Annotated in this window: 19 protein-coding genes; 7 read left to right on the forward strand and 12 right to left on the reverse strand. The window is 52.2% G+C overall.

Annotated features, from left to right (window positions below):
- Positions 1-270: 270 nt before the first annotated feature.
- Positions 271-969 (forward strand): hypothetical protein, encoded by a 699-nt coding sequence (locus ACTU3N_RS20955; protein WP_443088061.1) that lies wholly within the window; start codon positions 271-273, stop codon positions 967-969.
- 57 nt (positions 970-1026) lie between these two features.
- Here ACTU3N_RS20955 and mpl read toward each other — a convergent pair whose 3' ends face one another.
- Complete coding sequence (gene mpl / locus ACTU3N_RS20960; RefSeq protein ID WP_443088062.1) at positions 1027-2409, reverse strand: UDP-N-acetylmuramate:L-alanyl-gamma-D-glutamyl-meso-diaminopimelate ligase; 1383 nt, start codon at positions 2407-2409, stop codon at positions 1027-1029.
- Positions 2410-2764: 355 nt separating this feature from the next.
- Between mpl and fbp the strand changes: the two genes are divergently transcribed.
- Complete coding sequence (fbp, locus tag ACTU3N_RS20965) at positions 2765-3763, forward strand: class 1 fructose-bisphosphatase (RefSeq protein ID WP_443088063.1); 999 nt, start codon at positions 2765-2767, stop codon at positions 3761-3763.
- Positions 3764-3796: 33 nt separating this feature from the next.
- Here the strand turns inward: fbp and ACTU3N_RS20970 are convergent, their stop codons facing one another.
- The 6 genes from ACTU3N_RS20970 to ytfQ form a co-directional block, all read right to left on the reverse strand.
- Positions 3797-3910, reverse strand: coding sequence for a DUF2569 family protein (locus ACTU3N_RS20970; protein WP_443088064.1), 114 nt, complete (start codon positions 3908-3910; stop codon positions 3797-3799).
- Between the two features lie 109 nt (positions 3911-4019).
- The gene (locus ACTU3N_RS20975) at positions 4020-5585 is read right to left on the reverse strand and encodes a methyl-accepting chemotaxis protein (RefSeq protein ID WP_443088065.1); all 1566 of its coding nucleotides are present in this window, start codon (positions 5583-5585) and stop codon (positions 4020-4022) included.
- 111 nt (positions 5586-5696) lie between these two features.
- Positions 5697-6695, reverse strand: a complete 999-nt coding sequence (gene yjfF, locus ACTU3N_RS20980) for a galactofuranose ABC transporter, permease protein YjfF (protein WP_443088066.1) — start codon at positions 6693-6695, stop codon at positions 5697-5699.
- Positions 6682-7704: a galactofuranose ABC transporter, ATP-binding protein YtfT gene (ytfT, locus tag ACTU3N_RS20985; protein ID WP_443088157.1), complete on the reverse strand. Its 1023-nt coding sequence runs from the start codon at positions 7702-7704 to the stop codon at positions 6682-6684. Before ytfT ends, yjfF begins: the two co-directional genes overlap by 14 nt.
- Positions 7705-7717: 13 nt before the next feature.
- Positions 7718-9220 (reverse strand): galactofuranose ABC transporter, ATP-binding protein YtfR, encoded by a 1503-nt coding sequence (gene ytfR, locus ACTU3N_RS20990; RefSeq protein ID WP_443088067.1) that lies wholly within the window; start codon positions 9218-9220, stop codon positions 7718-7720.
- A 75-nt stretch (positions 9221-9295) separates the two neighbouring features.
- Complete coding sequence (ytfQ, locus tag ACTU3N_RS20995) at positions 9296-10252, reverse strand: galactofuranose ABC transporter, galactofuranose-binding protein YtfQ (RefSeq protein ID WP_443088068.1); 957 nt, start codon at positions 10250-10252, stop codon at positions 9296-9298.
- A 402-nt stretch (positions 10253-10654) separates the two neighbouring features.
- Between ytfQ and ppa the strand changes: the two genes are divergently transcribed.
- Positions 10655-11185, forward strand: a complete 531-nt coding sequence (gene ppa, locus ACTU3N_RS21000) for an inorganic diphosphatase (protein WP_443088069.1) — start codon at positions 10655-10657, stop codon at positions 11183-11185.
- Between the two features lie 103 nt (positions 11186-11288).
- Here the strand turns inward: ppa and ACTU3N_RS21005 are convergent, their stop codons facing one another.
- The 3 genes from ACTU3N_RS21005 to tamA are packed head-to-tail and all read right to left on the reverse strand — an operon-like array spanning position 11289 to position 17148.
- The gene (locus ACTU3N_RS21005; protein WP_443088070.1) at positions 11289-11639 is read right to left on the reverse strand and encodes a gamma-glutamylcyclotransferase family protein; all 351 of its coding nucleotides are present in this window, start codon (positions 11637-11639) and stop codon (positions 11289-11291) included.
- A 2-nt stretch (positions 11640-11641) separates the two neighbouring features.
- Positions 11642-15418, reverse strand: a complete 3777-nt coding sequence (tamB, locus tag ACTU3N_RS21010) for an autotransporter assembly complex protein TamB (RefSeq protein ID WP_443088071.1) — start codon at positions 15416-15418, stop codon at positions 11642-11644.
- Entirely contained in the window at positions 15415-17148 is a 1734-nt protein-coding gene (gene tamA, locus ACTU3N_RS21015; RefSeq protein WP_443088072.1) for an autotransporter assembly complex protein TamA, read from the reverse strand. Before tamA ends, tamB begins: the two co-directional genes overlap by 4 nt.
- A gap of 328 nt (positions 17149-17476) precedes the next feature.
- On the opposite strand from tamA, the gene msrA reads away from it, so the two are divergent.
- The 3 genes from msrA to ACTU3N_RS21030 all read left to right on the forward strand — a co-directional run bounded on the left by msrA (position 17477) and on the right by ACTU3N_RS21030 (position 24113).
- A complete protein-coding gene (msrA, locus tag ACTU3N_RS21020) occupies positions 17477-18112 on the forward strand; it encodes a peptide-methionine (S)-S-oxide reductase MsrA (protein WP_443088073.1) in 636 nt (211 codons plus the stop codon).
- Positions 18113-18247: 135 nt separating this feature from the next.
- Complete coding sequence (locus tag ACTU3N_RS21025) at positions 18248-22588, forward strand: hypothetical protein (protein WP_443088074.1); 4341 nt, start codon at positions 18248-18250, stop codon at positions 22586-22588.
- Positions 22589-22775: 187 nt separating this feature from the next.
- Positions 22776-24113: a hemolysin family protein gene (locus ACTU3N_RS21030; RefSeq protein ID WP_443088075.1), complete on the forward strand. Its 1338-nt coding sequence runs from the start codon at positions 22776-22778 to the stop codon at positions 24111-24113.
- Between the two features lie 80 nt (positions 24114-24193).
- Here ACTU3N_RS21030 and ACTU3N_RS21035 read toward each other — a convergent pair whose 3' ends face one another.
- Complete coding sequence (locus ACTU3N_RS21035) at positions 24194-24400, reverse strand: DUF1107 domain-containing protein (RefSeq protein WP_443088076.1); 207 nt, start codon at positions 24398-24400, stop codon at positions 24194-24196.
- 323 nt (positions 24401-24723) lie between these two features.
- Here ACTU3N_RS21035 and ACTU3N_RS21040 point away from each other — a divergent pair, with 323 nt between their 5' ends.
- Positions 24724-25281, forward strand: coding sequence for a YtfJ family protein (locus ACTU3N_RS21040; protein ID WP_443088077.1), 558 nt, complete (start codon positions 24724-24726; stop codon positions 25279-25281).
- On the opposite strand, the gene cysQ is transcribed toward ACTU3N_RS21040, so the two are convergent.
- Complete coding sequence (gene cysQ / locus ACTU3N_RS21045; protein WP_443088078.1) at positions 25271-26011, reverse strand: 3'(2'),5'-bisphosphate nucleotidase CysQ; 741 nt, start codon at positions 26009-26011, stop codon at positions 25271-25273. The genes ACTU3N_RS21040 and cysQ overlap by 11 nt on opposite strands.
- Between the last annotated feature and the right edge of the window lie 60 nt (positions 26012-26071).

A 26071-nucleotide genomic window follows, 5' to 3' on the forward strand; every position in this document is an offset into this window, starting at 1 on the left:
CTTTTCCGGGCACATTTCACCTGCGGCATCTGCCATTCCCCAGTGAAAATTTTGCTTATTTTCCTCTTTCTGCAACAAAATATCCAGGCATGACACCGAAGCGCGTACATGTTACCTTTGTATACCAGAAAGCCCAGGAAGTTTGTTTTCCAGCTTATTCTCTCGCAGAGAGAATAATTTCATAGAACTGAATTATGATAGTTACAGATTATATTTTGTGACATTATCAATTCACACTATACTTTGATCAATTACCTATGCATTGAAAAAATGAGAACAAGTAATTCATTAAGCTCGTTCGTTAAGAACATTCACAAAAATCATCCTTTCCAGAACATTAAAAAATCTCTGGCTCATTTTTTCTCGAAAATTTCCAGAGTAAGAAACAGCCAGGTTGATTTCACTACCCAGCCCTGCAAGTTTTATAAGGTCTTTTCCAATAATTACATCACGCAAAGTCAACAAAAAAACCAGACAGGGTTTATTAGCCATTTTGGTCCAAGGCAAGAACCTGCGCTGATCCTGCATGGTAATAACCCACAGAGTAAACTGGGGCCGGGGATCATCTATTATAAAGGTTCATGTATCGACTACAAAAATGCATCGGGTGAAAAAGCGGTGCATAAATTATTAAACGTGCATGATTTTGTTGCTGCAGTGAATAAAGACTTTGGCCTTGATTTGCACCGGTCGGGGAATACCGGCAGTGGCCCTCTGCACTTAATATGCTGCTACTCCGGCGGTTTGAGTCCCAAGTCATTAGCCGGGCAAATGGCAAGAGAATTAGAGCGAAGCGTAGTCTGCTATGGCATTGATAAACCCGTTACGACATTCCCTGGATTAAGCAGCGGCCTCGAAGAGACATCCAAAGTCTTTTGCGAGGAAATTTTCCTCGACAGAAAAGTTCTTTCTCCTTTGTATGAAATCATTCACTTACCTGATAATCAGCCCGGGGAAGTCAGAGTCTGATAGCAAAAAAAACCGTGACCGGTAACCGGCACGGTTTTTTTTATTCAGAGCAAAGAATTAAACGCTTTCTGTCGCGGATTGCGCCTTTTTCGCCAGCCCGTCGAGCAGCTTCTGGTGGATCCCGCCGAACCCGCCGTTGCTCATGACCAGGATGTGATCGCCTGGCTGCGCCGTTTTCACCACCATCTCCGCCAGCGTATCGACATCCGCGCTCCAGTGCGCAGGCTGCACGCAGGCTTCTGCCACTTCGGCAACCTGCCACGGAATATGCTGCGGTTGCAGCAGGAACACTTCATCAGCGCGACCAAGCGAAGGCGCCAGATCGTCTTTGCAAACCCCCATTTTCATGGTGTTTGAGCGCGGCTCCAGCACGGCAAGAATGCGCGCAGTGCCGCCGACTTTACCGCGCAGCGCCGCGAGCGTCGCCAGAATCGCCGTCGGGTGATGGGCAAAATCATCGTACACGGTGACGCCATTAGCCTCACCACGCAGCTCAAGACGGCGGCGGGCATTGATAAATGAACCCAGCGCGTTCGCCGCCTCTGCGGGGGCAACGCCAACATGACGCGCGGCAGCAATCGCCATCAGCCCGTTATGCATATTGTGCTCGCCAACCAGTTCCCAGTTCACCTGGCCGACACAGACGTTATCCAGCCACACTTCCCAGCTTGACGCATCGGTATTGAGCTTTTTCGCCTGCCAGTTCCCTTGCTCGCCCACCAGCTCCTGCTCGCTCCAGCAGCCCATCGCCAGAGTCTGCTTCAGGTTGATATCATTCTCAGGCCAAATGATTTTCCCCTGCCCCGGCACGATACGCACCAGGTGGTGGAACTGTTTTTGAATCGCTTTCAGATCATCAAAGATATCCGCGTGATCGAACTCAAGGTTGTTGAGGATCAGCGTCCGTGGGCAGTAGTGTACGAATTTTGAGCGCTTATCGAAGAAGGCACAATCATACTCATCGGCTTCGATAACAAAAAACGGACTCTCGCCCAGGCGTGCGGAAACGTCGAAATTGCCCGGCACGCCACCGATAACGAAACCGGGTTTGTAGCCGCAGGCTTCCAGAATCCAGGCGGCCATCCCGGCGGTAGTGGTTTTACCGTGCGTACCGGCAACCGCCAGCACCCAGCGATCCCGCAGCACAAAGTCATGCAGCCATTGCGGGCCAGACATATAAGGAATGTTTTTTTCCAGCACCGCTTCCACGCAGGGGTTACCGCGGGTCATTGCGTTACCGATAATCACCAAATCTGGTGCCGGATCGAGCTGGCTTGCGTCATATCCTTCAATCAGTTCAATACCTTCCTTTTCGAGCAAGGTGCTCATAGGCGGGTAGACATTGGCATCACAACCCGTAACCTGATGCCCAAGCGAGCGCGCCAGCACCGCCAGCCCGCCCATAAAAGTGCCACAAATCCCCAAAATGTGAATGCGCATACGTCATTGTCCTTTCTTAAACTGGGGCACATTTTACTCATATGTTTAACGTCAGCGAAATGCATTTCAGGATAATCCGTATGTTGCTGGCGCGATTCACCAGTGCGCGGAGTTTTGAATCTTTGTTAGTATTGTTGCATGTCCATGCGTTTTCCGGGGCAAAAGCGCGGTTTGTAACGGCTCTGGCTGTTTACTATTCGCACCTTGCCAGCAGAAAACCTCAGGATGGCACGAAATCATTTACGATGCGTCGCGTCGGCAGGTCTGGGCTTTCTCAGGTTCAGTCAACAAACAGACCGCGTGAAAGGTCGCGTGTTCACGTCGCTTTACTCCATATCAATGCAGGGAAAGTGTTATGAAAACGTTAGGTGAATTTATTGTCGAAAAGCAGCACGAGTTCTCTCATGCTACGGGTGAGCTCACTGCTTTGCTGTCGGCAATAAAGCTGGGCGCTAAGATCATTCATCGCGATATCAATAAGGCCGGTCTGGTCGATATCCTGGGTGCCAGCGGTGCCGAAAACGTGCAGGGTGAGGTTCAGCAGAAACTCGACCTGTTCGCTAATGAAAAATTGAAAGCTGCACTTCGCGCACGCGATATCGTGGCGGGGATTGCCTCTGAAGAAGAAGACGAAATCGTCGTTTTCGAAGGGTGCGAGCACGCCAAATACGTGGTGCTGATGGACCCTCTGGATGGCTCTTCCAACATCGACGTGAATGTCTCTGTCGGGACCATTTTCTCTATCTATCGCCGTGTCACGCCGGTCGGTACGCCGGTGACGGAAGAAGATTTCCTGCAACCGGGCAACAAACAGGTTGCGGCGGGTTATGTGGTATACGGTTCATCGACCATGCTGGTGTATACCACCGGCTGCGGCGTGCATGCCTTTACTTACGATCCGTCGCTGGGCGTGTTCTGCCTGTGCCAGGAGCGTATGCATTACCCGGCGCGCGGCAATACCTACTCCATTAACGAAGGTAACTACATCAAATTCCCTCAGGGCGTGAAGAAATATATTAAGTTCTGCCAGGAAGAAGATACATCGACCAGCCGTCCTTACACGTCGCGCTATATCGGCTCGCTGGTAGCGGATTTCCATCGCAACCTGTTAAAAGGCGGGATCTACCTCTACCCAAGCACCGCAAGCCATCCGCAGGGTAAACTGCGCTTGCTCTACGAGTGCAATCCGATGGCTTTCCTCGCCGAGCAGGCGGGCGGTAAGGCCAGCGATGGTAAAGAGCGGATCCTTGATATCCAGCCGGAAAGCCTGCATCAGCGCCGCCCGTTCTTTGTCGGCACCGAGCATATGGTAGACGACGTGGAACGTTTTATACGCGAATACCCGGACGCGTAAAAAAGACAAAGGCGCCCCTGCGGCGCCTTTTATTTAGCGGACGAAGGTGCGTTTGACCCGCACCGAAACAATAAAGTACGGTACCGAGATACACGCGCTGACCAGATTACGTATCAGCGGCTGCACCGACGTATAAACGTACAGCACATAAAGTCAGCCGCAGATCTTTTTAAATTCACCTCTTCACACGCTGCGCAAAAGTCGCTCCCTTTAAGCGCCTCATTGTCGCATTGCAGGCAAATTTTCCTTACTCAGATTACCCTTGCGCTTGCAGGCGGAACGACGCCATCGCTTGCAGCAATGCACGCGACTGCTCTTCCAGCGAGCGCGTCGCGGCGGAAGATTGCTGCACCAGCGCCGCATTTTGCTGCGCGGTTTCATCCATCTGGCTCACGGCGATATTCACCTGTTCAATACCGCGGCTCTGCTCCTGCGACGCGCTAGCGATCTCGCGCATCAGCTTCGTCATGCGCACCACTTCTTCTGCGATTTCATCCATGGTTTCACCCGCCTGCATCGCCAGGGAGCTTCCTTCAGAAACCTGTGCCTGCGAGCTGCCGATCAGCTGGCGGATCTCTTTCGCCGCATCAGCGCTTCGGCTGGCGAGCGTACGGACTTCACCGGCCACCACGGCAAAGCCGCGCCCTTGCTCACCGGCGCGCGCCGCTTCAACGGCAGCATTCAGCGCAAGAATATTGGTCTGGAAAGCAATCGCGTCAATAACGCTTAGAATGTCGGCAATACGATCGGAACTGCCAGCGATATCGCGCATTTTTTCAATAACGTAGCACACCATTTCACTGCCGCGATCGGCGGTATTCGAAACAGTTTGCGCCAGTTTATGCGCCTGTTCGGCGTTGTCAGCGTTCTGTTTTACGGTTGCGGTGATCTCTTCCATGCTCGCGGCAGTCTGTTCCAGCGAGGTGGCTGTCGACTCGGTGCGTTGTGACAAGTCCAGGTTACCGGCGGCAAGTTCGCGACTGCCGGTATCAATCTGCGAGCTGGCATCGCGCACACGGGTGACAGAGCTAACCAGCGCATGACGCATCTCATCAATCGCCGCATTCAGACGGTTAAACTCTTTGCTGGCGGTCTCGGCTTTAAGATAGCTGAGATTGCCTGCGGCGACCTGCTCAAGCTGCTGAATTGAAGTATCCAGAGGTTTAAGCAGCATATGGCGCAGCGCCAGCCATGCCAGCACGATGATCCCGGCGACCACCAGTGCCACCACCATAATCAGCATCATGACGACATTTTTACTGCTCTGCACCGCGGCGACTTCAGCCTTGCCACGCTTTTCGCCCCACTGCTGGAACGCCTGCATATCGTTATCAAACTGGCGGGAAATCGGGATCAGTTTACTTTCCAGCAGCTCATAATAGGTATCTGCGCTTTGCTGGTTTAACGCTTCCTGCATCGGGGTGATTCCCTGGCTGACATATTCCGTGTAGCTTTTCGCCACCTTTGCCAGCAGCGCCGTGCCCTGCTCATCATCCACACCCGCGCTGATGACCGCTGAAAGGGATTTTTCACCCTGGCCTATCTCGGCGTTGATCATCTGTACCGATTTTGCCGCTTCGTCCAGCAACCCCACTTCCATCATGCGAACGGCCTGCCCTGCCTCGTTACGAGCGCGCAGGATCTGTGTATATCCCTCGCTCAGCTGGGCCATTTTTTCACCCTGTAGCTGGCTTATTCGTACCAGTGATGAGGAACTTTTATTCAGTGCGTAAATACCAATGCCGCTGACCAGCAGCAGGAGAAGTGTCATAACAGCCAGTAAAGAAAGTAAACCAGTACGGATCGAAAGCGTTTTAAGCATAATGTGAATCCCGGTAGCAGTGATACTTTTTGGCGTAAATTTAGCCTGTTCGGCAGTTATCGACCGCCCACCGGAATTTCTTTAAGAAGAAATAGTGATATCAGTGAGTTACTATTCAATATTTGCGGTATTCACCCGGCTCACCGGCGAACTTTGACGATTCTCCCACAATAGCGTCAGCCCGCGTTGCAAGGCGATAAAAATAAACAGCAGAATACCGATGGCGATTTTTGTCCACCATGAACTCAGCGTACCGTCAAAATTGATATAGGTCTGGATAAGTCCCTGAATCGCCACACCAAAGAGCGTGCCCAGCACCGTGCCCACCCCGCCGCTCAGTAGCGTACCGCCTATCACCACCGATGCGATGGCATCCAGCTCCACACCCACCCCAGCCAGCGCATAACCCGCCTGGGTATAAATAGAGAAGACGATGCCCGCGAGCGTCGCAAGCCCGGTAGAGAGCATATAGATACGCACCGTGGTGCTGCGGGTTGAGATACCCATCAGGTTCGCCGAGGTCGCATTGCCGCCGATAGCATACACCTGGTTGCCAAAGCGGGTACGGTGCGCAAGAAAGATACCGATAACCACCACCAATAGCATCAGCAGCCCCATCGCACTTAAACGCCCGCCGCCGGGGATCTTCCAGGCCAGGCTTGAAAGAGTGTCATAAATCGGGTGATTGATAGGAATCGACTCTTCCGACAACAAATAACTGACGCCGCGCAGGAAAAACATCCCCGCCAGGGTGATGATAAACGCCGGGATCTTCAGGCCATCAATCAACAGACCCATAAACGCGCCAAATGCACAGCCCATCAGCAGAATCAGCGGAAATGCCAGCAGGGGTGAAATGCCCCAGGCACCGATAGCTTTTGCCAAAAAGACGCCGGTAAAAGCGATAACGGAACCGACGGATAAATCGATGCCACCGGAGAGGATGACAAACGTCATGCCGACCGCAATAATTCCCAGGAAAGCATTATCGGTCAGAATGTTACATATCACTCGCGTTGATGCAAAACCGGGGAATTGCGTCAGGCAGTAAAGGTAGCCCAGCACGAAGACGCCCAGCGTTATCATCAGCGGTAAATTACGTTTTATCATGACCGCGAACTCCTTTAATCAGCGCGATAAAGCGTGGCGACTGAACCACCAGCACGCACATCACCACCACCGCTTTGACGACCTGGTTAAGCTCCGGCTGGAAACCGGAGAGCAGAATGCCGGTATTCATACCCTGAATAATCAGCGCCCCAACGACCGACAGCGCAAGGTTAAAGCGCCCGCCCATCAGCGAAGCACCGCCAATCACCACCGCCAGGATTGCGTCCAGCTCCAGCCATAGCCCGGCGTTGTTGGCATCCGCCCCGCGAATATCCGCCGCCACAATCACCCCGGCAATGGCAGCGCAAACACCGCTCAACACATAGGTCAACATCACCACCACCCGCGTATTGACCCCGGCGTTTTTGGCCGCGCGAATATTAATCCCTACGGCTTCGATAAACATACCGAGCGCGGTTTTGCGCGTGAACAGCCAGAACAGCACCAGCGTCAGCAGCGCAATAATCACTGGCGTCGGGAACAGCAGCAGCGAGCCGCTGCCAATCCAGGCAAGCGATGGCGCATTAAAGGTGACAATTTGCCCGGAGGTGATGAGCTGGGCGACGCCGCGCCCGGCAACCATCAAAATCAGCGTGGCGACAAAGGGCTGGATTTTTAAAACCGCTACCAGGATACCGTTCCACAGCCCGGCAAGCACACCGGTGCCGAGCGCCGCCAATAAAACCACGGGTAAACTGTGCCCGGCCACGGTTAATGACGCAGCCGTTGCCCCGGCAATCGCCATCACTGCGCCAACGGAGAGATCGATGCCGCCCGTTGCGATAACCAGCGTCATGCCGATCGCCAGCAGCGCCACCGGCGCAGCACGGTTAAGAATATCGATAGGGCTGCCGAACAGTCGCCCATCCTGTAAAACGATCTGGTAGAAATGCGGCGCAACGAGGCTGTCCACCAGCAGCACCAGCAACAGCGCGACCACTTGCGACGTCCCGGTCGGCCAGTTGAAGCGGCGCTTTGGCGGCTCCGTTTGCCCAAGAGATTGAGGCATCACTGTCTTCTCCTTATGCCGCAATGGCGTTCATGATCGCCGGAACGGAAAGCTCAGCAAGCGGGATCTCTGCCACCTGTTTGCGATCGCGCATGATAATCACCCTGTCCGCGTAGCCCACCAGCTCTTCCAGTTCCGAAGAGATGACCAGCAGCGCCAGGCCATCGGCGCACAAACTTTCGATCAAACGGATGATCTCCGCATGCGCGCCCACATCAATACCGCGCGTTGGTTCATCGAGGATCAGAAATTGCGGGCGGGTTAGTAACCAGCGCGAGAGCAGTACTTTTTGCTGATTGCCGCCGGAGAGAAATTCGATCGGCTGTTCTGCGCCCGGTGTGCGGATCCCCAACTGGCGGATAAACCGCTCAGCGATCGCGTTTTGATCTTTGCGCGGAATTGGCCGCAGCCAGCCGCGCTGCGCCTGGAGCGCCAGCACGATGTTTTCCCGCACCGACGCCGCCGCGATGATGCCGTCCGTTTTTCGGTCTTCCGGGCAAAAGCCAATCCCCAGGCAGGATGCCTGGTGCGGCGAGTTTAATTTTTGCGCTTTGCCTTTAATCAGCGCGCTACCGCTGTCGGCAGGCTTGATACCAAAAATCACTTCGGCGGTCTCGGTACGCCCAGAGCCGAGCAGCCCCGCCAGGCCCACTATCTCGCCAGGTCGCACCTGAAAATTGAACGGAGAAATGACGCCTTTTTTGCCGAAATCATGAAACGAGGCCACCGGCTTGTCGCTTAATAATGTCCGGCCCGCACGCTGGAGCGCTTTATCGTCCAGCTCACGACCAAGCATCATTTTGACCAGCTCTATTTGCGGCAGCTCGCGCGTGTCGCGACACCCGACAAAGCTTCCGTTACGCAGCACGGTGATACGGTCGCTGACCTGATAAACCTGGTCGAGAAAGTGGGTGACAAAAATCAGGCTGACGCCCCGATCGCGCAACTGGCGCATCAGGGTAAACAGCATCTCGACTTCCTGGGTATCCAGACTGGCGGTTGGTTCGTCGAGGATCAGGACTTTGGCCGAGAGATCGATAGCGCGGCAAATGGCCACAATCTGCTGCATCGCCACCGAATAGCGGTTTAGCGGTTCACGCACGTCAAGTGAAAAACCGTAGGATTCCATCAGCGCCGTGGCGCGCTTTTCCATCTCTTTGCGCCGCAACAAGCCAAAGCGACGCGGCTCCCGACCAATAAATAAGTTATCTGCCACCGTCATATTAGGCAGGAGATTTACTTCCTGGTAGACCGTACCGATGCCAAGCTGTTGTGCATGAGCGGTGTTTTTTGGGCGCACAGGCTGGCCTTCCAGCCAGATAGTGCCTTTATCTGCGTGATATACGCCGGTTAATGCTTTGATAAGCGTCGATTTCCCCGCGCCGTTCTCGCCGAGTAACGCCATGATTTCGCCGCGACGCAGGCTGAAATCTACGTTATCAAGCGCCTTCACGCCGGGAAAGAACTTACTTAAACCTTCGGTACGCAGGATTTCATCGTCTGTTACAGCGAACATTTCTCCCTCCCCGGCACGGTGTCTCCCCGCCCGGCCCCTTCCTTACAGGAGAGAACTGGCCGGGGAGCACGGCTATCAGTAACCCATATTTTTCTTCTTCTCTAACTCTTCTTTCGCCGTATCCGGCAGGTAGAGCGTGGATTTTGTGATGGTGAGTTTCGGTGGTTCGGTGCCGTCTTTTTTGAATTTTTCCAGCGCGTCAAATGCCGGGCCAGCCATGTTTGGCGTCAGCTCCACGCTGGCATTTGCTTCGCCTTCCATCATCGCTTTATATATATCCGGTACGCCGTCTATCGAACCGGTGAGAATATCTTTGCCCGGTTTCAGGCCCGCTTCTTTGATGGCCTGGATAGCACCGATGACCATATCGTCGTTGTGGGCATAAACCATGCAAATGTTTTTGCCGTTGTTTTCCGCCTTAATAAAACTTTCCATCACCTCTTTACCTTTGCTGCGGGTAAAGTCGCCGGACTGAGAACGGATAATTTTTATGTTTGAGGCCTGAGAAATCGCTTCGGCAAACCCTTTTTTCCTGTCGATGGCAACGCTTGCACCCACGGTGCCCTGGAGTTCCACTACATTACATGGCTTGCCGCCAATGGTTTTCACCAGCCATTCACCAATCAGCTTGCCTTCCAGGATGTTGTCTGCGGTGACGGTGGTCAGATAGAGAGACTTGTCTTTCACATCAATCGAGCGATCGAGCAGGATCACCGGAATTTCCGCATCTTTCGCTTCTTTTAGCACCGGTTCCCAGCCCGTTGCCACGACCGGCGCAATAAAGATGGCATCCACGCCCTGGGCAATAAAGGAGCGAACAGCTTTGATTTGGTTTTCCTGTTTTTGCTGCGCGTCAGCAATCTTCAGCGTAATGCCCCGCTTGCTGGCCTCGCTTTTTGCGACGTTCGTTTCCGCAGCGCGCCAGCCGGATTCCGAGCCGACCTGGGAAAATCCTACGGTTAGGGTGGCGGCCATCGCCATAGACGACATAGCTGCCGAAACTGCTGTGACAAGAAGTAAGCGCTTCCACATAAGAGCATCCTCGAAGGGTAAATGTTGGTTACAACTTCACCTGCGCAGCAAACTATAGACAATCAGCGTTGTAACAAAATGCGTTACATCACAAATCAGAAAAGTGAATGGATTGTTGATTGTCAGTTGCGATCTGGCGCGCGAAAAGAAGGGGTAAAAGAAGGCGGAAAACACCCCCTGATATTACAGCAGTTTACGTATTCACGTTTTTTAACATATGTCGCTGTAAACGCTTCCATAATTTTATTCAGTATGCTGCTACGGTTATGGACAAACCAGTCATCAGAAGAGGCTGAAAAAGCGTAGTGAAAACAGAAGGGCACGAAAACAGACAAAGACTTTCGCACGCAGTTGGCTATAATACCCGGCACTTGTTTGCTAAACATTTTAAAGGAAACAAACATGAGCTTACTGAATGTTCCGGCGGGTAAAGATCTGCCAGAAGATATCTACGTTGTGATTGAAATCCCGGCCAATGCCGACCCGATCAAATACGAAGTCGACAAAGAAAGCGGCGCGCTGTTCGTTGACCGTTTCATGTCCACCGCGATGTTCTACCCGTGCAACTACGGTTACATCAACCACACCCTGTCTCTGGACGGTGACCCGGTAGACGTGCTGGTACCGACGCCGTATCCGTTGCAGCCGGGCGCGGTTATCCGTTGCCGTCCGGTTGGCGTGCTGAAAATGACCGACGAATCCGGTGAAGATGCGAAACTGGTTGCGGTTCCGCACACGAAACTGAGCAAAGAGTACGATCACATTAAAGATGTGAATGACCTGCCGGAACTGCTGAAAGCGCAGATCACCCACTTCTTCGAGCACTACAAAGACCTTGAAAAAGGCAAATGGGTGAAAGTTGACGGCTGGGATAACGCGCAAGCGGCGAAAGCTGAAATCGTCGCGTCCTTCGAACGCGCCGCGAAAAAGTAATACGCTTTATCTGAAAAACCTCCGCTTGTCGGAGGTTTTTTGTTTGTACTGCGCAGACAAAGAAAAACCGCGCTCTGTCAGTCGCGCGTTTTTTTGCAACTCGTCACTTTTGGTACTTGTCTCTGTCCAGCCAGTCGCCGCTTTCGATTAAAACTTTCCCCTCAACCGAACGCTGATAGACATACATCCAGGCGCTGCCATAGGGCGTTTGAATCAACTGGCGTTTGTATTCGCCACCTGCGGTGCGCAGTGCATCCAGTTCGCCGAGCGTTGCCGCATCGATACGATACACTTCTCCATGCACGCTTCCTTCACCCGGCACGGCGCCAGGATAATGCCCCAGGCTATACAGCTGATGATTTTCGACGCTAAAGTCGCCAAGCCACTGAGCATTGGTCATCCAGTGGCTGTTGCCTTGTTTATTTCGTAAACTGCCGTAAACAAATATTCGCATTGCTAAAACTCAAACTGATAGAGCAAATCAAGTGCCTGATCTACGCCAGACACCGCTTCCAGATACAGCTTAGGCATCAGACGATAACGTAACGTGAGAGTCGCCAGTGAGTCAAAGATTCCTACACCATATTTCACCTGTAGCCCCGGCAGTACGTAACCACTGACCACAACCTGAGAGGAGTCGCCGACCCCTTCGGTATCCAGTGCCAGATTGCTTACGCCAAACGTCTCGCCGATTTTACCCACAACCTGCCCACTTTGTGCAACCCCCAGGCCAATTAGCATGGATGTCATCGCATCGCTGTCGCTCTGCCCGCTCTCCAGCCCCTGGCCACGCAGCAGATAAGAGAGCGCTTCTTGTTGCGACATCGCCGGATCGGAGAAAATCTCCGCTTTCGGCTCATCGGCGGTGCCGGTGACCCGCACGCCTGCTATCACGTCATTCTCCGTTGCATCAGGGTTACGGATAGCCTCAATATTCAGCAGCGGCTGATCCGGCGGCCCGGAGAACAACAACTCGCCTTTGCGCACCAGCAGATCCTGGCCGTACGCATGGAAGCGCCCTTGTGGAATATTTATCTGCCCGTTCAGCCCCAGCCCCTGTTTATCCTGGGCGACTTTTAAATCGCCGGTCAGGCGGGCTTTCAGGCCGAAAGCGTCGAGACGCACATCATTACCGACGTGAACAGTAAGATTGCTGTTAATCGGTATCGAAGCGGTTTGCGGCTCCTCAGGTTGCAGATCGTTATTCAGCATCACTTCATCTTTAGAGACACCCACCGCGCTTTCGGGTAACTCATGCACCACGATGCGCGCCCACGGCACATCCACGCTGCCATCAAGGGTGAAAAGATTTGGCGTTGCTTCAAACACCACATCCGGCGACACATCCAGGCGCACCATCGGCGGCACGGTAATACGCACCTTCGAGCCTTTCGCCGCCACGCGCGCGCGCCAGTTATCTATCTGGCTCCAGTCAGCATCGCCACTCAAGTTGATCTGCCCCTGGGCGGTGCGTACGACACCTTGCAACGTGGAACTCATGCCGTTGAAATTCATTGCCAGCTGGCTTGGCTGCATATCAAACGGCATAAAATTACCTTCGACATCCAGCCCGTTCACCCCAAGCTGACCGAAAAGCTGCGGGCTTTGCGCATTACCGCCGAGGCGTAAGTTCGCATTCAACATCCCCGCCGCTTTTTCGCCACGGCTAAAGACAGGGTTAACCATCGCCAGCGAGAAGTTGCGAATATTCACGTTGCCGCCCAGGTTGCGCCGACCCTGCGGATCGGTAACCTGCACTTGCCCGTCGAACTGGCCATTATTGCTAAGACGAATCAGCCAGCCGAGATCGGCGCGGTTATTGCGCAGTTGCGCGTTCAGGTTCAGCGTATCAAAGGCGACCGGCAGCGGCGCATCATTAACCACTTGCGTCACCTTCACGTTACGCCCGGAGAGCGTGACCTGCCCCTGCGGTAAGCCTTCTTTGGTGGTATCCCAGCTCACATCCGCCTTGCCGCTAAACACGCCGCTCGCCTGCGTCGTCTGCGGCATAAACGGTTTGAGCATCGCCAGATCAAAGCGGTTCAGATTGATGACAGCCCGCCCCTGCGCGCCCGCATCAATGGTTTGCGGCACGCACAGCTCAGCGTTCGGGTTCAGCCAGCAGTGCGGGCCAATAGCAATTTTCTGCTCCTGATTACGATAATCCAGGCTTATCGGACGAGTGAGCGACCAGGGACCGACCGGCGTCGCAAAGCGCGTATCGCTTAACGAGCCTTTCCAGCGCTGCGCCTGCCTGTCGAAGCTGCCGGAGAGATTCAACTGACCCGAAACCGGTTCGCCCTGCACGCGCAGCTGCATCGTGTGCTGCTTTTCGCTACCGTTCGCGGCAAGCGTCACCAGACGGATATTCACGCCAGGTTGCTCAATGCGCTCAACGCGCAGGTTGAGCTTCCCGGCAATCTGATCGCTCGACTTGACGTCTCCCTCCACGCGCACGTTCGCCACCGAGAGTTCCTGCCAGCGCAGCGCATTCGCGGTAATATCCACCAGCGCCTGCGGCGCATCGACGGTTCCCCGCACTTTCACCACGCCTTTGGCCGTCCCTCCCAGCCCTGGCAGCGCATTATTCAGACCTGGCGCATCGATGTTGGCATCCAGGTTGAGATCCTTCACGCCCAGCTCGCCTTTGATATCCGCGCTGTTGCGCCCAAGCTCAAGATGCAAAGCAGGAATGACCCATTGCAGGTAACTGTTGCCTTTTAATTGCCCGACGACATTCACCTTGTTCTGCTTGACGTTACCGCTCAGCTTCAGCTCCGGCACCTCCATCTGCCAGCTGCCGCCATATAAGCTGCCGCGCGTTTTGATAAGGCCATTGAGTTTCGACGGCCAGTCCGGGAAGGCTTTGGCTGTATCGATACCGTTAAGGGTTAATTCGCCCCGCCAGCTGATCGCCTGCTGCCAGTCGAGCAGCGCTTTCAGTTCCGTCTTGCCTTCCAGCGCCGCCACGGTCAGCTTATCAAGGTTGATTTGCTGCGCGTTACCTTTCGCATCAAGCGTAATGGTGGCCGGAGGGATCTCCTGCCCTTTTACCGCCGTGCGAAACGACAAGGTATAGTCCGTCGCTTTACCAGAGAGTTTTAATTTCAGGTCGTCAGCCTGGTACTGCTTCGCGCCGGTAAAAGGCCAGTAGAGCTGAGAGCTGGTAACCTCAAGGTTCAACGGCACGCCAGGCTCCGCCAGCTGCGTTTGCGCGCGCAGCGCCATATCAACCGGGCCGGAAAGGTTCACGCCAACGTCAAGTTGCTTACGCAGTTCGCCGCCGACCAGCAATTTGACCTTTTCGCCTTTGAGCGGCTCGACATTCAACGTGCTGTTAAGCGTAATATCGACCGGCCAGTTATCGCGTAGCTGCGCGCGCCCGGTCGCCTTGACGCTGCCCTGGTTAGAGTCGATATCTAAAGCGTCCAGCTTCATGTCGCCATTGATACTGCTCACTTTCAGAAGCAGGCTGCGCACCAGGATGTCGGTGTCGCCCGTCAGGCGCAGTTGCTCGCCGCGAAACGCTTCAATATTCAGGTTGAGCGGCAGATGCACATCGGTCATCTCCGGCAACAGCGGTTTTTCAAATAGCGCTTTCAGCGTTTCGCCAAGCGGCTTCTCCTGCGGCTGTGGGTTTTGAACTTTTGGCTCGATAACCTCTTCTTGCGCCACATCCGCCACTTTCGGCAGCGCAATCAGCAAGCCTTGCAGCGAGGTTGGTTTCAGCGTCAGGTCTTTCTCCTGCCAGCTCAAACCGGAGGTGAAATCCATCACCGATACGGTCGTATCATCGATGTGAATATTCACATTGTTCAGCGCGACATGGCTGAGGGTTATCGGATACGGTGTCGAGAGGTTCAGCGGCCCGCTCTCCTCTTCTTCAACCGGCGCCGATGGCGGCATTTTTTTGCTGTCGATAGCGACATTGATATCTTTGAGCGACAGGTCGTTGACGCACAGGCTGCTGCTGCGCAGGCAACCGAGGTTCACCGCGAGGTGGATTTCCCCGGCATTTACCGCCACGCCCGGCTGCTGGTAACGAATATTTTTTAGCGTCAGGTCGCGCCACCCGCCCGTCACCTGGCCTATCTCCAACCCCGGCACCCAGCGGTTTGCTGCGTTAAACAACAGATGCAGACCGCTGGTCGTTCCCACCAGAAAGATAACGGTGCCCAGCACCAGCAGGATAAACACCAGTATGCCGAGGCTGATTTTTTTCCATAAACTCATAATTCTGGCCCCAGACCGATGTAAAACTGTAAACCGTGTTCGTCTTTGTCACCGACCGGTACGGCAAAATCGAGCTTGATCGGGCCAACCGGAGATTCCCAGCGCACACCGACGCCCGCACCGGTTTTGAAATCACTGCGGCGGATATCGTTGACCGCTTCACCGCTGTCCACAAATACCGCGCCCCACCATTTTCCGGTCACGTTGTATTGATACTCCACCGAACCGGTGGCCAGCTTCGAGGCCCCCGTCAACTTGCCTTCGTTGTTTTCAGGCGAGATGGATTTGTATTTGTAGCCGCGTATGCTGCGATCGCCACCGGCGAAGAAGCGCAAATCAGGCGGTACGCGATTGAAATCACCGGTTTCTATCCAGCCAAGCGTCGCGCGGCCAATAAAGCGGTGGCGATCGTAGAGGGTGCGGATCCAGACGTTTTGCGCCTGCAAAACGAGGAAATCCACATCCGATCCCCAGGCGGTGTTGGAGTAATCCACCGAGTAGCGCTGTGAATCCCCCCAGGTTGGCATCAGTCCGCCTCGCGAGCGGGTGCGGCTCACCATCACGCCAGGGTAGAGCAGCATGGTGGTATCCGTCACATTCGCCTGGGTAAAGTGATCGAGACTCCAGCGCAGGTTAATGGCGCGCTGCCAGCCGCTGGAGAGATCCCAGTAACGCGAAACGGCGACCGTGGTCGAGTCCGCTTCGGTATCATTAAGATCGGTACGTTTAAAGCCTCCCTGAACCAGGTAGTACTGCTCCAGAGGATTTTTCAGCAGCGGCACTTTATAGCTGAAATCAAGCTGTTGCTCAGGCGCAGAGACGCTCATACCGGTCGTAAAGCTGTGACCGTAGGAGTTTACCCACGGCTTTTTCCAGGTCGCTTTCACTCTCGGCCCAACATCTGTTGAGTAACCGACCCCGGTTTCCACCGTGTTTTCAATGCGCGGCGAAACCACACCTTTGAGCGGTAGCACCTTTGTCTGCCGCGATTTTTCAAACTCAGGCGCCACCACCACAGAATTGAACCAGCCGGTTGCCGACAGGCGGCGGCTTAGCTCGGCCAGATCGCGGGTTTGATAGTAGTCACCCTCATGAAAAGGCACCAGATTTTGTAAATACTCTTCACGAATCTGCGAACCTTCAAAGGTCACGTCGCCAAAGCGATAGCGCTGCCCGCTGTCGTAATCAATGTCCCAGAAAGCTTTGTGCAGACCGAGCGCGATACCGAGCTGGCTTTTCGTAAACTCGCTGTCGAAGTAGCCTTTGCGCAGCGCAATGCTGGTGAGGGATTTTTTGAAGCTGTCGTAATCGCCCTGATTCAGCACCGTGCCGATGGCCGGGCGTTTTTTTAGCAACGCGAGATAGGCGGGATCGGTGCGCGCGCCGCCGCGCAGAACCACATCGGTGCCGCCAATCCGTACCGGTTCACCGGGCGAAACGCGTGCTATCAGCACCTGTCGCCCTGTCGCCGGTGGCGGGCGCAGTTCGAAATCAATCGTGGGTTCAAAGTACCCCAGCGCTTTTAACCCCTCGCGGATAGCATCATCAACGCGAGCCTGGAAGCGCCGGTCAGGCGTGACTTCGTCGCTCTCAATGGTTGACAGTTGGGCACGTACGTTTTTTTGCAACGCCCCGGTGAGCCCCTCCAGTTGCAATCGTACGTTAGCGGCGATAGCCGTTTCGCTCAGTAACAGCAAACCGGCGATACATAAAAGACGGATTTTTGGCACGTTCTCTCCTGAATATCCTCGTTCCCCCCGGTCAGGAAACGTAAGCGCAGCTCCGCGCCGAGCCTTGCCCCGCCTTTATGACGAAACACAAGCTGATAAAAACCCAAAAAATGGGTTGAAAAACGGGCTACTCCCCCAAATTTCTTATGATTAAATCTAGTCTGATTTAGGGGGCTTATATCCTAAATAAATCGTGTTGCAGAGCATCGTGTCGGGCAAATGAGCGTTGCCAACGCATCTGCAACATGAATATGCTGGCTAGTATTGTGTTAAAAGAGACGCAACAACACAACCCTAACAACAATCACACCTTCCGGGAGGTACTACCATGGGTTTACTCGATAAAAAAGACCTTATTTCTCAGGCTGATGCATTACCCGGACGCAACACGCCGATGCCGGTTGCCGGTTTACATGCTGTTAACGAGCATTCAATGACCAATGTGCCCGAAGGGATGGAGACAGCACTGTTTGCGATGGGCTGCTTCTGGGGCGTCGAGCGTCTGTTCTGGCAATTACCCGGCGTATATAGCACTGCCGCGGGTTATACCGGCGGCTATACGCCGAACCCGACTTACCGCGAAGTCTGTACTGGCGAGACCGGTCATGCCGAGGCGGTACGCGTCGTTTACGATCCGCAGGTCATCAGCTATGAGCAGCTGTTACAGATATTCTGGGAAAACCACGATCCCGCCCAGAGCATGCGCCAGGGCAACGATCACGGTACGCAATATCGCTCGGGGATTTACCCATTAACACCTGAGCAAAACGACGCGGCACAGGCAAGCCTGGCACGCTTTCAGGCAGCCATGCGCAGGGCAGGCGATGAGCGAGAAGTGACCACGGAAATTAAATCTGCGACGCCCTTCTATTATGCAGAAGACGAGCATCAGCAATATCTGCATAAAAACCCCTATGGATACTGCGCAATTGGCGGTATTGGCGTTTGTCTGCCGCCACAATAATCATTACCAGCGCAACGGAAAAGCCAACCTTTCAGGTTGGCTTTTTTATTTTATGGCTAAAAAACATCGTTTTTTTATATCCACTTCCTTTTGTCTTAATTAGCTTTTTTTATTTTAAAGACAAGGAAAGGTATTATGCCAGTCTCTTCCGTACACTTTCGCACCCAGCAGGGTGCTATTAGCCAGCAACATGAAAAGACGCTTAAAAACGCTTACGAAAATTTAGCCGATAATACGTACGCAAACGATACGCACTTATTACTTCCGCACTGTTTACGCAGCGAAAATAGCGCAGAAGAATTACATTTTCTTGCCCCGCCGCTTAACATGCAGCGCAGCGCCATGGCGCGCGCGGTACAATTTTTACTGTTGCTCTCACAAGTTCGGCCTACAGATGCGGGCTTACCTTTAGCGGCAGAAAATGCGTTATCGCTCAGCAGCGCACCTTTTCTCGCGGCCAGTCATCCCCACCCATACCCGGAAGTAAGCCAGCAGAAAACCGAAACCACGCCTTTTTTATTAACCGGCACCGCAGCCGCACCGGTTCCCGCTGGCGATAACGGTATCACCTGGAATAGCGCAACGAATAGCTATACGTTAACCAGTGAAGAGGAGATAAAAAATCTTTTCTCAAGACTGAAAGATTATCTGGTGGCCGAGGGGGAACTCACGTCTGATGAAGGCAAAGATTTTGAACTCAATATGCGAAGCACTGCCGCGGGCAGCCCGGTGCTTATATTCCCCATCGACGAAGCACCCGGGCATTCACCAACCAAACCGCCAGCACGTGTTAAGCGCAATTTATCCACAGAAGAAGATCCTCAAACCGTAAAACATATTGAAGAGCATTGTGCTTTTGAAGAGGAGGTGCTGGATACCCAGGGGAAAAATAAAGGAAAGGTATTATTATTCCAGGCGCAGCGTGCAGACAAACCGTTTCGCGCTATTTACGATAATAACCCGAACGGCAGACCAACCCCTGAGGAGCGCGGTATTGCGGATGGGTTAAACATCTCTTTTATTGTCGTCACCATTGGTCTGATGCCTTTAATAGGCAGTATGATCGCCAGCGCAAAACGCCGGGAATATTATCAACAACAAGGCGATACTATCTGTGCGGAAAGATATAATCATCTGATGGCCGCCACTGTCCTGACATCAATTGATGCCGGAGGCCTGGAGTATCCACAGCGCGCGGCAAAACTTCCCGGCGAGTTCTCTTCGCTTTCACATACTCAGGCCTTCGAAGACAGAGCCGCTTTTTATACCCGCAACCGGGCTACCAATATCCGTAAAGAAATTTTACTTGCGCTAAAAAATGGCAAGGGTGAGATCAGTGATAACGGCAGAGAGATTTATCTTAAGCCCACAGAAAAAGAGAATGAGTTTGTCACCTGGTATCCTCATGCAATCGATCCTGAACGGCTGGAAAGAAAAGTCGTTATTGATGAGAAAACCCTGACCTGGCGCTATGCGGATACGTTCGATATTACCGATCTTGATGTCGAAATTCTTGAAGGAAAACGCTATATCGAACTCTACGGACAAAACTATGAACTGACAAAAAATGCGCAGAATAAATATGAAATAGTCGTACATAGCGAGTCAGGGAAAACCGAGTATATACCGGTGTATATGGAACCACTGACCAAACGCTGGCATATTGCGACACACTTTGCCAAACCTGCCTTTTCAGTAGAACAGGAAAAAATACTTAATCAGTATCAGGCAGAGCTTAACCATGGATATCTTTATGTTCCTGAATTAAATAACAACCCGCAATACTATGGTTACGGGCATACGTACCATGCAGAACAAGCAGGTGATGAGACGCATTATGTATTAGGGCGGTATATTGAAATGAATGGCAAACTGATCCCGGTGCGCCAGAAAGTGATTCCGGCACACGGGGTCCGCTATGAAATTTATGATATAAAAAACCCAGCCGCCAAAGCCTGGCAAGTCGAATGGGATGGTAATCGCTGGTTATTCGAAAGCACGACGTCAGCACAAATTACCGACGAAGTGAAAAAGCAAATCACAGCGAATATGTTTATTACTGACATTGATGTCAATACCCTTTCCGCTCCCGATAGCAAAGGTATAAGGTGGAATGCCGAGGGGAAAAACTTCCTAAAAATAGATGATAAATATATTCGCGTGCGAGAGCTAAACCTCAACAGATTTGCAGTCAGCACGCCAGAAGGTGGCAATAAAATCATTATTCGCCTCGAAGATAACAAATTTCATCTGGAATCCGACAGAGAACGACTAAAAAATATCGTTACCGTTGGTTTTGGCGGCAGAAAAAGAGCACACCCCGTTGAGGCATTAAAAAACCTGGATGGTTTTAATGAAGAAACAGCCAGAGAGCTTTTGGCTAAATATCACTTCCAAAAAAATGGCCTCTATAGCGCTGACGCGTTTGTTCTCGAAATAGAACAAACGGGCGGGATACCCTACTGGGCAGAACGATTTAAGATCCCGAGAAATATTGCACAAACAAGCGTGCCGCAAGAAACCGTTAGCGTCATTGATTCACGCTTCCCTGAATTAAGTATGCAACTGAAATTAGGCCAGCCGCTGGAGGAGGGAACCTTTTTCGATGCAGATGACAATACCTTCGTTATTAAAAAATATATTTATGACGGCTCTGACGCTCCACTTAACGCAGCGATAGAAAATGCCAGGAAAATAAATCGTTTTTACGGTCCGGGGGCGGCACAGCTTTATCATGATTTTGACAAAAACTATTATCTCAGAACCTATCATCAGCCAGGCGAAGCGCTAGGTTCATTGAGTGCTGATACACTGACTGCCGATGCCGGAGAAAAGTTTGTCGATATGTTTGAAAAAACCCGGCTGGTCGGATTGAAACCTAACGATTTTGGCGCCGAAAATATCGTGTGGGACGCAAAGTCGAAATCTTTTCACCTGGGAAACGCTCTTGTCGATAAACCTGCTGATACGCTGGCTCACAGCAGCACAGCAAAGCATGAGGTGAGCTACTGGGAGGATGTGCTCGCCGAACTGGAGCAATTGGTCGCATCACAACATGATGCACCGCCTGTGGATAACGTAAAACCGATGGGTGTTCCGCAGGGTGACAATCCATCCGGGAGTGGTGCCTTAGATCAGTTGCTTCCAGAGCAGCCGGAAACCGTTGTACAAGACGATAAGGGTGTCGATACTCTGGCTAAAGCCGCTGAAAGCGCCGATGCCAGTGCCGGGATGAGCATCGAAGCGCAAGTCGCGGCGAAATATATGAAAAAAACGCCCCTCGACATATTATTTATTAACTCTGCGCCAAAATACGCAACTGTGTCAGAGAAACTCGATGAGATAATAAATATTATTGCCGCAAATAAAGGCACAGCATTACATAAATTGCAGAAGCTACGTTTATTAACATTAAAAAAATCGATAAAGGATGCTATTGATATAGAGAGCACCATTCCACAACTTGAAAAATTTGTTGATGATAATCGTAATGAAGTATTGAATCCGGGTTATGCCATGTCGCTTCCACGCAATGAAAACTATGATTATAAAACTGTAGAACGTAATTACTGGCTTTATAACATCAGGACATCAAAAGAAGGCACAGAAGCCGAAACGTTATTATACCCGGAAGATCGCCTCGTCGAATTACAACAAGCTGAGCTTGACGCCACAAAATATGAAACCGCCGTAAAAGATCTCCCTGAAGAGGAAAGAACAGCGCTCAGGATCTGGACCGGCTTACCTAAGGAAGTGGGAAAATCTTATAGTGACAATTCCATTTCAACAGGTATCTCAATAAGTTATGAGCTAAATATGGATCTGAGAGAAGAAGAGCCGCTCACGGAAGAGTTACAAAACTTATATGACAACATATTAAGTGCGTTAACCCCTGGTAAGCTTCCCGTACAAAAAGGGGAATATATCAGAACGGCATCGTATAAATTTCCGGATGCCGATCCCTGGTCTGCCGGTAATATTGCAGTTGGCGATATCGTGTCAAACGGCAAACAATTTATGAGCGTCTCATCCGATACGATTTTTGCCGAAGAGTATGCCAAAAAAGGCGTCGATTATTTGAGGACAATAATAAATTATAAAATTGCCACACCATATGGCCCGACGCCATTGTTGCCAAACGCGTTATCTTTATCAACGTTTGAAAATGAGTATTTATACCGGCCCAATACCTATTTCAGAGTTAAAGAGATCTCTGTTATGGAGCCTTTACCGACGATGCATATTGATGGTAAGCGCCGTGAGCTTAAATTACCGACAAGAATAGGAGTGGTTCTTGAAGAGGTGGAACTTACAACGGCGGGCGCCGAACATACGATAAAAGATATTTTTAGCGGCAAAAGCTGGACAATCAAAAACCCGGACACCCGAGAAGAGGCACAGGTGAATCCTGTCATCGCCCTGGATATTTTTAGCGGCAGGAGAAGGGATATTATGCCGCCAGAGCAAACGGAGTAAATTCCGACGCAGGTCAGTGGCGTGCGAAACGTAACATAATGCTTACACCTCTGGCAGCGTCACCGGAGCTTACGCTATACTAAGCCGGAAATTGCCGGTCCACCGCTTCGGGCCGGTTTTCATTGTGTTTACCACATGGATATTCCAAAAAACCCTTCCGAGGATCCGGTTAATAGCTGGATAAATTATGTTAAACAGTATCTTAGTCATACTCTGTCTCATCGCTGTAAGTGCGTTCTTTTCGTTATCAGAGATATCGCTTGCAGCTTCCAGAAAGATAAAACTCAAGTTGCTCGCCGATGAGGGCAATATCAACGCAGTCCATATCCTGAAAATGCAGGAGAATCCTGGCACCTTTTTTACCGTCGTACAGATTGGCCTCAATGCGGTGGCCATCCTCGGGGGTATTGTGGGTGATGCCGCCTTCTCTCCGGCGTTTTACAGCATGCTTACCAACGTTGTCTCCCCGGAGCTTGCCGATCAGCTGAGCTTTATTATCTCGTTCTCTCTGGTCACCGGGCTGTTTATTCTGTTTGCCGACCTGACACCGAAACGCATCGGTATGATTGCGCCCGAAGCCGTGGCTTTGCGTATCATCAACCCGATGCGCTTCTGTTTATTCGTTTTTCGCCCGCTGGTCTGGTTTTTTAACGGCATGGCTAACGTCATCTTTCGTATCTTCAAGCTGCCAATGGTACGCAAAGACGATATCACCTCCGATGATATTTATGCGGTAGTGGAAGCCGGAGCGCTGGCTGGCGTGCTGCGTAAGCAGGAGCACGAGCTGATTGAGAACGTGTTTGAACTTGAGTCGCGCACCGTGCCGTCTTCAATGACGTCACGCGAAAATGTGATTTGGTTCGATCTGCACGAAGACGAGCAGAGCCTGAAAAACAAAGTCGCCGAGCATCCCCACTCTAAATTCCTGGTGTGTAACAACGATATTGACCATATCGTGGGCTATGTGGATTCCAAAGACCTGCTAAACCGCGTGCTGGCAAACCAGAGCATGGCGCTTAACAGCGGGGTGCAAATCCGCAATGTGCTGATCGTGCCCGATACGCTGACGCTTTCTGAAGCGCTGGAAAGTTTCAAAGCGGCCGGTGAAGATTTTGCCGTCATCATGAACGAGTACGCGCTGGTGGTAGGCGTTATCACCCTCAACGATGTGATGACCACTCTGATGGGCGATCTTATCGGTCAGGGGCTGGAAGAGATGATTGTGGCGCGTGATGAAAACTCATGGCTGATTGATGGCGGGACGCCGATTGATGACGTGATGCGCGTGCTGGATATTGACGAATTCCCGCAGTCGGGTAATTACGAAACGATCGGCGGCTTTATGATGTTTATGCTGCGAAAAATCCCGAAACGTACCGATTCGGTGAAGTTTTCCGGCTATAAATTTGAAGTGGTGGATATCGATAACTACCGTATCGATCAGCTGCTGGTCACGCGCATTGACGCCCGCGCGCCGGTGTTGACGCCAAAACTGCCGGACGCGGAAGAGCAAGGCGCAGCTTAAGCGAGCGTACAAACATCAACGGCCCCGATGGGGCCGTTTTTTTATAGTACCTGAACTACTGCATAGCACTACTGGACTGGTTATGCCATTTCGGTTTGCAGACGCATCACCTGGCGATTAACTTCAGACATAACAGACAGATGCTGTTTGTCTTTTACCCTCGGGATAAGGATTTTTCCCTTATCAAACTCGAAAGCACCTACGTCCTTGATGTACAACCGTCCACGGAACAGGATTTTGACGTACTTAGCCACCTGACGTGGGTTGTAACGTTGGAAAATTTTCATTCTTGTATCTCCTGTGAAGCCTTACGCCCTTGCGGTACCAAATCGGACCAGCGTGGTTGAGCGCAAATTTATTGCTCAATGACTATAGTTCAGAACCCGAGGGATACATAGTGTGAATAAGATTATTTACCATTTGATGACAATTATTCAGAGGATTCTTTGCGGCCTCTCCAGGAACGCAGTATAAGTCCGCATTTTTTCAAGGAAATGTGCGTTCGCCCGCAAACTGGCATTCCGCTTGCGGGAAAAACAAATAAATCGCACTTATGATTAAATTGTTAAACCAAGTGGTCGGATCACCTGCATAACGATAAGGAAACACCATGACCCTACGTACTATCCTGGCAGCCACATGCCTGCTGCTGCCGCTGGTTGCTTCAGCACATAATTTTGAAACGAACCAGCGCGTGTCGCCGGTAGGCATCGCCGATCGCGGGGAGCTGTTGCTTGATAATGACAAGTTTAGCTATAAAAACTGGAACAGCGCCCAGCTCGCTGGCAAAGTGCGCGTGGTGCAGCATATTGCTGGCCGGACGTCGGCAAAAGAGAAGAACGCGGCGCTGATAGAAGCGATAAAATCCGCCAATCTGCCGCACGATCGCTACCAAACCACCACCATCGTCAATACGGATGACGCTATCCCTGGCAGCGCAATGTTTGTTCGCAGTAGTCTTGAGAGCAATAAAAAACTTTACCCGTGGTCACAGTTTATCGTCGACAGCAATGGCGTTACGCGTAAAGCCTGGCAACTGGAGGAAGAGAGCTCGGCGATAGTGGTGCTTGATAAAGAAGGCCGCGTACAGTACGCAAAAGATGGCGGGCTAAGCCAGCAAGAGGTGCAGCAGGTTATCGCCCTGCTGCATAAGCTGCTTAATAAATAGAGACGCGAAAGCCAGGGTTAATGAAGGACTCACGCGGCGTGTAGTCCAGCGTTCGCCCTTGCCAGTCACGCACATATGCCCCGGCAGCTACCGCCACCGCATGGCCTGCTGCCGTATCCCAGATGCTGGTCGGCCCGAAGCGCGGGTAGAGCTGCGCCTGCCCCTCCGCCACCAGGCAAAACTTCAGCGAAGAGCCAATGGCCGTGGTCTGGTGCTCGCCTAACTGGCTAAGATACTCTTTTAACTCATCATCGGCGTGGGAGCGGCTGACCACCACCAGCGGCGGGCGGGCATCGCTGACGTGGATCTGCGAACAGTTGCCCGACTCATCCTTCCACGCTTTCCCCTCTGCGGCGAAATACATCACTTTCAGCACCGGCGCATACACCACGCCAAGCGTCGGCTTACCGTTTTCAATCAACGCAATGTTCACGGTGAACTCGCCGTTGCCTTTAATAAACTCTTTCGTCCCGTCCAGCGGGTCTACCAGCCAGTAACGCTGCCAGTTCTGACGCACACTCCAGGTAGGCGGATCTTCCTCAGAGAGCACGGGGATATCCGGCGTCAGGGTTTGCAGCCCGCGCACAATCACCTCATGGGCGGCGATGTCCGCCGCAGTAACCGGAGAATCGTCCAGTTTGCTGGCGACATCCATCGGCTTGTTACCCTTGTAGACCTGCATAATGGCATCACCCGCTTCGCGCGCGAGCTGACAAATAGCTTCTAACATTTTCCACCTCTCTGTTCAGTGGTTTGTAACTCTTTGTTTTACTTATATCGCATTGTGGTG

The organism is Vagococcus sp. WN89Y, assembly GCF_052220145.1.
In the GTDB taxonomy this organism is placed as follows: Bacteria; Pseudomonadota; Gammaproteobacteria; order Enterobacterales; family Enterobacteriaceae; genus Kosakonia.